Consider the following 6,312-nt stretch of genomic DNA (forward strand, 5'->3'; position numbering starts at 1 on the left):
CGCCTATTGTCGTTACAGCTGTTCCAGCTTGTCACGCAGGGTCTGGTTGACCACCTGGGGGGATGCCTGGCCCTTGAGCTCCCGCATGACCTGGCCCACCAGGAAGCCGAAGGCCTTCTCCTTGCCGGACTTGAAGTCCTGGATGGACTTGGGGTTGGCGGCGAGGACCTTGTCCACCACGCTCCCCACCAGGCCGGTGTCGGAGACCTGCTCCAGGCCGTGCTCCTTCACGTAGGCGTCCACATCGGCGTCGTCGGCGAAGACGGCGTCAAAGACCTTGACGGCGGTGTTGCGGTTGAGAGCGCCGGTCTGGACCAGCTCAATGAGCCGGGCCAGGGTCTTGGGGGTGAAGGCCATATCCTTAGCCTCCAGGCCGTCGGCGGACAGCCGGCGGAGGACCTCGCCCATGATCCAGTTGGCGGCCTGCTTGGGGGGCGCCCCCAGGGCCACCGTGGCCTCAAAGAATTCGGCCAGGGCCTTCTGGCTGGTGAGCATCTGCGTGTCGTAGACGGGCAGACCCCAATCCTCCTGGTACCGGGCCATTCTGGTCTCAGCCATCTCGGGCTGCTCCTTCCGGAGCCGCTCCAGGTAGTCTTCGCCGATCTCCAGGGGCGGGATGTCGGGCTCGGGGAAGTAGCGGTAGTCCTGGGCGTTCTCCTTGGAGCGCATGGCGAAGGTGGCGTCCTTGTTCTCGTCCCAGCGGCGGGTTTCCTGGACCACCCGCTTGCCCTCCTCGATGCGCTCGATCTGCCGCCTGGCCTCGTACTCGATGGCCCGGGCGATGGCCTTGAAGGAGTTGAGGTTCTTCATCTCGGTGCGGGTGCCCAGCTCGTCGGAGCCGGCGGGGCGCACCGACAGGTTCACGTCGCAGCGCAGGGAGCCCTCCTGCATCTTGCAGTCGGAGACCCCCAGGTACTGGAGGGTGGAGCGCAGCTTCTCCAGGTAGGCGATGACCTCCTCCCCGGAGCGGAAGTCAGGCTCGGTGACGATCTCGATGAGGGGGACGCCGCAGCGGTTGTAGTCGCAGCGGGTCTGGTCGATCCAGGGGTCGTGGACCAGCTTGCCGGCGTCCTCCTCCATGTGGAGCTCGTGGATGCGGATGGTCTTCTCCCCGCCGGACTCGGTGTGGATGGTGAGCTTGCCATTGCGGACAATGGGGAGATAGAGCTGGGAGATCTGGTAGGCCTTCGGGAGGTCGGGGTAGAAGTAGTTCTTCCGGTCGAACCGGCAGGACCGGGTGATCTCCCCGTCCAGGGCCAGGCCCACCTTCACGGCGTACTCCAGCACCTTCTCGTTGACCACCGGCAGGGTGCCGGGCATGCCCATGCACACCGGGCAACAGTGGGTGTTGGGGGCGCCGCCGAACTCGGTGGTGCAGGAGCAGAAGATCTTGGTCTTGGTGGAGAGCTCCACGTGGGTCTCCAGACCGATAACAGTTTCCCAGGTCATTTGGCCTGCGCCTCCTTTCTGGCGGGGCTTTGTCTGTGATAGTCGGTGTCCAGCTGGAAGGTATGGGCGGCATTGAGGACCTTGGCCTCCCCCAGGGCGGGGCCGATGAGCTGGGCCCCGATGGGCAGCCCCTGGCCGTCAAAACCGCAGGGCATGGACAGCCCCGGCAGACCGGCCAGGTTCAGGGGCACGGTGTAGATGTCGGAGAGGTACATCTTCAGGGGGTCACCCAGGCTCTCCCCCAGCCTGGGGGCGGTGGTGGGGGCCACCGGGGTGAGGAGGAGGTCGTACTTCTCAAAGGCCTCGTCGTAGGCCCCCTTGATGAGGGCCTTCACCTGGAGGGCCTTCTTGTAGTAGGCGTCATAGTAGCCGGCGGAGAGGACGAAGGTGCCCAGCAGGATGCGGCGCTTGACCTCGGCGCCGAAGCCCTGGGTACGGGTCTTCTCGTAGAGGTCGGTGAGGTCCTCGTAGCCCTCGGCCCGCCAGCCGTACTTGACGCCGTCGAACCGGGACAGGTTGGAGATGGCCTCGGCGGCGGCGATGATATAGTAGGTGGGCACCACATACTTCATCATGGGGAAGGAGAACTCCTCCACGACGGCTCCCCGGGCCTTGAGCACCTCGGCGGCCGCCAGCACGGCGGCGCGCACCTCCTCGTCCAGGCCCTCGCCGAAGCAGTCGGCGGGCAGACCCACCCGCAGGCCCTTCAGGTCCCCGGTGAGGCTCGCCGTCAGGCTGCCCCAGCCGTTGTCCAGGCTGGTGCCGTCCCGGCGGTCCCTCCCCGCCATCAGCTCCAGCACGGCGGCGCAGTCGTCGGCGGACCGGGCCAGGGGGCCCAGCTGATCCAGGGAGGAGGCGTAGGCGATGAGGCCGTAGCGGCTCACGGAGCCGTAGGTGGGCTTCAGGCCGGTGACGCCGCAGTAGGAGGCGGGCTGGCGGATGGAGCCGCCGGTGTCGGAGCCGATGGCGTACCAGCACTCCCCCGCCGCCACGGCGGCGGCGGCGCCGCCGGAGGAGCCGCCGGGGGCGTGGTCCAGATCCCAGGGGTTCCGGGTGGGGCCGTAGTAGGAGGTCTCCGAGGTGGAGCCCATGGCGAACTCGTCCATGTTCAGCTTGCCCAGCAGCACCCCGCCGGCGGCCTTGAGCTTCTCCGCCGCAGTGGCGTCATAGGGGGGCGTGAAGTCCCCCAAAATCTTGGAGGCGCAGGTGGTCCGCACCCCCTTGGTGCAGATGTTGTCCTTCAGGGCCATGGGCACGCCGGCCAGGGGGGAGAGCTTCTCCCCCGCCGCCAGGCGCTTTTCCACGTCGGCTGCCTGGGCCAGGACGGCCTCCCCGTCCAGGCAGGTGACGAAAGCGTTGTTCCGGTCCTGTTCCGCCGCCATCCGGTCCAGGGCGGCCTGAGCGGCCTGGGTGGGAGAGAGCTCTCCCTTCTGAATGAGTCCGCCCAGCTCCAGGGCGGTATATTCCCAAAGTTCCATGTCCGATCCTCCTTACTCCACTGTCTTGGGCACCAGGAAGGCCTCTTCGTCGGGCACCGGGGCGTTGGCCAGCAGCGCCGCCCGGTCCCCGGAGGGCACGACCTCGTCCGGCCGCAGCACATTCTTCAGGGGGAAGACGTGGCTCATGGGCTCCACGCCGCTGGTGTCCAGACCGTCCAGCACGTCCATATAGACCAGGATCTGCTCCAGTTCGCCGGTCATGCGTTCCTTCTCCTCCTGGGGCAGCTTCAGCCGGGACAGGATGGAGACATAATCCACCATCTCTTCTGTAATCTTCATCGTAAAACCTCCATCCTTACGGTTCAAGCCGGCTCAGGTCCCGGGGGAACAGGCTGGCGTAGCGCACGTTGTCCAGGCCGCACAGCTGCATGGTCAGCCGCTCCAGGCCGATGCCCAGGCCGCCGTGGGGGGGCATGCCGTGCTTGTGGATCATGAGATAGCTCTCGAACTCCGATGTGTCCATGCCCAGCTTCTCCATCTTGGCCACCTGCTGGGCGTAGTCGTGGATACGCTGACCGCCGGTGGTGACCTCCAGCCCCCGGAAGAGGAGGTCGAAGGAGAGAGTATACCGGGGGTCGTCTGGGTCGTCCATGGCGTAGAAGGGCCGCTTCTTGCCGGGGTAGTGGGTGACGAAGACGAAGTCGCTGCCCCACTCCTCCCGGGCGTAGCGCCCGATGGCGTGCTCCTCCTCGGGCTCCAGGTCGTAGGGGTCCCGGATCTTGTAGCCGTACTTCTCCGCCGCCAGGCGCTTGGCCTCATCGAAGCGGACGGCGGGGATCTGGTCCACCTGTGGGATGGCCAGCTTCAGCCGGGCGATGTCGTCGGCGTACTCCCGCTTGAGAAGGTCCATGGCGTACCGCAGGAAGCCGGTCTCCACCTCCATCACGTCGGCAAAGGATTTGATGAAGCCCATCTCGAAGTCCATGGAGGTGTACTCGTTGAGGTGGCGGGCGGTGGAGTGCTTCTCCGCCCGGAACACGGGAGCCACTTCGTAGACCCGCTCATAGATCCCCACCATGGTCTGCTTGTAGAACTGGGGGGACTGGGCCAGGAAGGCCTTGCGGCCGAAGTAGTCCAGCCGGAAGATGTTGGAGCCGCCCTCCGCTCCGGCGTGGACGATCTTGGGGGTGTGGACCTCGGTGAAGCCCTGCCCCTGGAGGTACTCCCGAAAAGCCCGGCTCAGAGCGGCCTGGACCCGGAAGATGCTGCGCTCCCGCAGGTGCCGCAGCAGCACCGGCCGCAGGCCCAGCTCGGTGTCCAGGTTGACGTTGAGCTTGGCCTTGGCCACCGGCACCGGCATAGGCTCCGCCGGCCTTGAGAGGACCTCCACCGACTCAGTTGCCAACTCCACGCCGCCGGGGGCCCGGGGCTCCTCCCGGAGGGTGCCCGTCACCGTGACGGCGGCCTCCTCCGGGACCTGACTGAGGTCCAGACCGCCGCACACACACTGGAGCAGGCCGTCCCGCAGCCGCAGCTTCAGAAAAGTGAGGCCGCCGCCCACAGACTGCTTTACGTGGACCATGCCGGAGACCTGAACGGTCTGGTTTCGCCGTCCGCCCTCCAGGATGTCGTTGTACGCCAGTCCTCCGCTCGTCTTGGTCCCAGTGATGAATTCCATACCGTTCACGCCCTTTCAGCTGTTTTGGGGTGTTTTACCGTCAAAAAATAAAAAAACGCCCCGGAGCTGCTTACAACAGCTTCGGGACGGAAAAATCCGCGGTACCACCCAAAGTTTGCCGCTTCACCCTTGAAACGGCCCCTTGTCTCCCTTAACGCGGGAACACGTGAGACCCTCCCCCGCACTTTGGCAGGCTCGAATCTCCGGCTCGCAGAGTGTTGCGCCTCCCCATCCTGCCGGACCGGGCTCTCAGTCGGTGACCCGGATTCTCTGGCGGCCCTCACAGGGGGCGGTCTCGTTCATTGCCTTTGTTGGACGTAGTATATGCGCTTTTCCGCAAAATGTCAACTCCTAATTTTTCTGCGAAAACTGGTTTTTGTCTGCGGGATTTTATGCTATACTGCTTATGCGCTCCATTCCCCACCAAGAAAAGAGGCGTTTGAACAATGCTCAACTGGACCGATCTGGAGGCCGCCTGCAGCGGCTGCCGGAACTGTTCTCTGTGTGAAACAAGGCACCACGTGGTCTTTGGCGAGGGCCTCCGCACCGCCGATCTCATGTTCATCGGTGAGGGCCCTGGCGAACAGGAAGATCTCACCGGCCGCCCCTTTGTGGGCCGGGCCGGACAATTTTTGGACGAGATGCTCTCTATCATCGATCTGGACCGCTCCCGCTATTTCATCGGCAACATGGTCAAGTGCCGTCCCCCACAGAACCGCGACCCCCTTAACACCGAGATCGAAGCCTGTATTGGCTATCTCCGCAACCAGGTGGCTCTGATTCGGCCAAAGATCATCGTCTGTCTGGGCCGCATCGCCGCCATACGGCTCATCCGGGAGGATTTCAAGATCACCCGGGAACACGGACAGTGGTTTGAGAAGGCCGGGGTCTACATGATGGCCATGTACCACCCCTCCGCCCTTCTCCGTGACCTCCGGAAACGGCCCGAGGCCTTTGAGGACCTGAAAAAGCTTCAGGCCAAAATCTACGAAGTCTGTCCGGACACCTACGCGGGGGTGGTGCCCCTGGGCCGGAACGCTGGGAGGACCCCCTCATGACAGAACGCTCTATCCAAATGTCTGAAGCTTACTCCCTGGGAGCTTTGCTCACCGTGGGCGGCGGCTTTCTGGACGCCTATACTTACTTCACCCGGGGCGGCGTCTTCTCCAACGCCCAGACCGGCAACCTGGTACTACTGGCCATCCGGCTGGCCCAGGGAGACCTGACCGCCCTTCCCCGCTACCTGCCCCCCATCCTGTCCTTCGCCCTGGGGATCGTGGTCGCTGAACTGATCCGGGACCACTTCCGTGTCTCCCATTCGCTCCACTGGCGGCAGGCGGTGGTGGCGCTGGAGGCTCTTATTCTCCTGGTCACCGCCTTTCTTCCACAGGGGCCCTGGGACGCTGCTGTCAACGCCGCCGTCTCCTTCGTCTGCGCTATGCAGGTGGAGACCTTCCGCAAGATCCGTGGCAATGCCTTGGCCACCACCATGTGCACCGGCAACCTGCGCAGCGGCACCGAACTGCTTTACCACGGTCTCCGTGGCCGGGACAGCACCGCCCTAAAACGCAGCTTCCAGTATTATGGCATCATCCTGTGCTTCCTGCTGGGCGGTGCCCTGGGCGTCTGGGGCACCGGCGTGCTGGCCGAACAGGCCATTCTCCTCTGTTGCGGCATGCTGGTCATCATTTTCCTGGCCATGTTCCGGGCGCCTCAGGAGGCCGTCTGAACAAAAAAGCACATGAA

The 6,312-nt window shown here is 64.6% G+C and carries 6 protein-coding genes; 2 read left to right on the forward strand and 4 right to left on the reverse strand.

Translation table 11 applies throughout. The features are described from left to right. Positions 1–12 precede the first annotated feature (12 nt). The 4 genes from gatB to aspS are packed head-to-tail and all read right to left on the reverse strand — an operon-like array spanning position 13 to position 4,566. The gene (gatB, locus tag Q0K15_RS10195) at positions 13–1,449 is read right to left on the reverse strand and encodes an Asp-tRNA(Asn)/Glu-tRNA(Gln) amidotransferase subunit GatB (RefSeq protein ID WP_294515742.1); all 1,437 of its coding nucleotides are present in this window, start codon (positions 1,447–1,449) and stop codon (positions 13–15) included. Further along, positions 1,446–2,927 (reverse strand): Asp-tRNA(Asn)/Glu-tRNA(Gln) amidotransferase subunit GatA, encoded by a 1,482-nt coding sequence (gene gatA / locus Q0K15_RS10200; RefSeq protein ID WP_294515743.1) that lies wholly within the window; start codon positions 2,925–2,927, stop codon positions 1,446–1,448. Before gatA ends, gatB begins: the two co-directional genes overlap by 4 nt. Positions 2,928–2,939: 12 nt before the next feature. Continuing rightward, positions 2,940–3,227, reverse strand: coding sequence for an Asp-tRNA(Asn)/Glu-tRNA(Gln) amidotransferase subunit GatC (gene gatC, locus Q0K15_RS10205; protein ID WP_294515744.1), 288 nt, complete (start codon positions 3,225–3,227; stop codon positions 2,940–2,942). Positions 3,228–3,243: 16 nt separating this feature from the next. Then, a complete protein-coding gene (gene aspS / locus Q0K15_RS10210; protein WP_294515745.1) occupies positions 3,244–4,566 on the reverse strand; it encodes an aspartate--tRNA(Asn) ligase in 1,323 nt (440 codons plus the stop codon). Positions 4,567–5,012: 446 nt separating this feature from the next. Here aspS and Q0K15_RS10215 point away from each other — a divergent pair, with 446 nt between their 5' ends. Together Q0K15_RS10215 and Q0K15_RS10220 are read left to right on the forward strand one after the other, a co-directional pair. Beyond that, positions 5,013–5,624 carry a uracil-DNA glycosylase gene (locus Q0K15_RS10215; protein WP_294515746.1) on the forward strand — a complete coding sequence of 204 codons (612 nt, stop codon included), beginning with the start codon at positions 5,013–5,015 and terminating at the stop codon, positions 5,622–5,624. Next, positions 5,621–6,295 carry a YoaK family protein gene (locus Q0K15_RS10220; protein WP_294515747.1) on the forward strand — a complete coding sequence of 225 codons (675 nt, stop codon included), beginning with the start codon at positions 5,621–5,623 and terminating at the stop codon, positions 6,293–6,295. The genes Q0K15_RS10215 and Q0K15_RS10220 overlap by 4 nt, the downstream gene beginning before the upstream one ends. The last annotated feature ends 17 nt before the right edge of the window (positions 6,296–6,312 follow it).

This window comes from uncultured Intestinimonas sp., assembly GCF_944387245.1.
GTDB lineage: Bacteria > Bacillota > Clostridia > Oscillospirales > Oscillospiraceae > Intestinimonas.

Bases quoted from the DNA above. Each gene is read 5' to 3' on its own strand.
- Q0K15_RS10215 (WP_294515746.1), top strand. From the start codon at position 5,013: ATGCTCAACTGGACCGATCTGGAGGCCGCCTGCAGCGGCTGCCGGAAC.
- aspS (WP_294515745.1), bottom strand. From the start codon at position 4,566: ATGGAATTCATCACTGGGACCAAGACGAGCGGAGGACTGGCGTACAAC.
- Q0K15_RS10220 (WP_294515747.1), top strand. From the start codon at position 5,621: ATGACAGAACGCTCTATCCAAATGTCTGAAGCTTACTCCCTGGGAGCT.
- gatA (WP_294515743.1), bottom strand. From the start codon at position 2,927: ATGGAACTTTGGGAATATACCGCCCTGGAGCTGGGCGGACTCATTCAG.
- gatC (WP_294515744.1), bottom strand. From the start codon at position 3,227: ATGAAGATTACAGAAGAGATGGTGGATTATGTCTCCATCCTGTCCCGG.
- gatB (WP_294515742.1), bottom strand. From the start codon at position 1,449: ATGACCTGGGAAACTGTTATCGGTCTGGAGACCCACGTGGAGCTCTCC.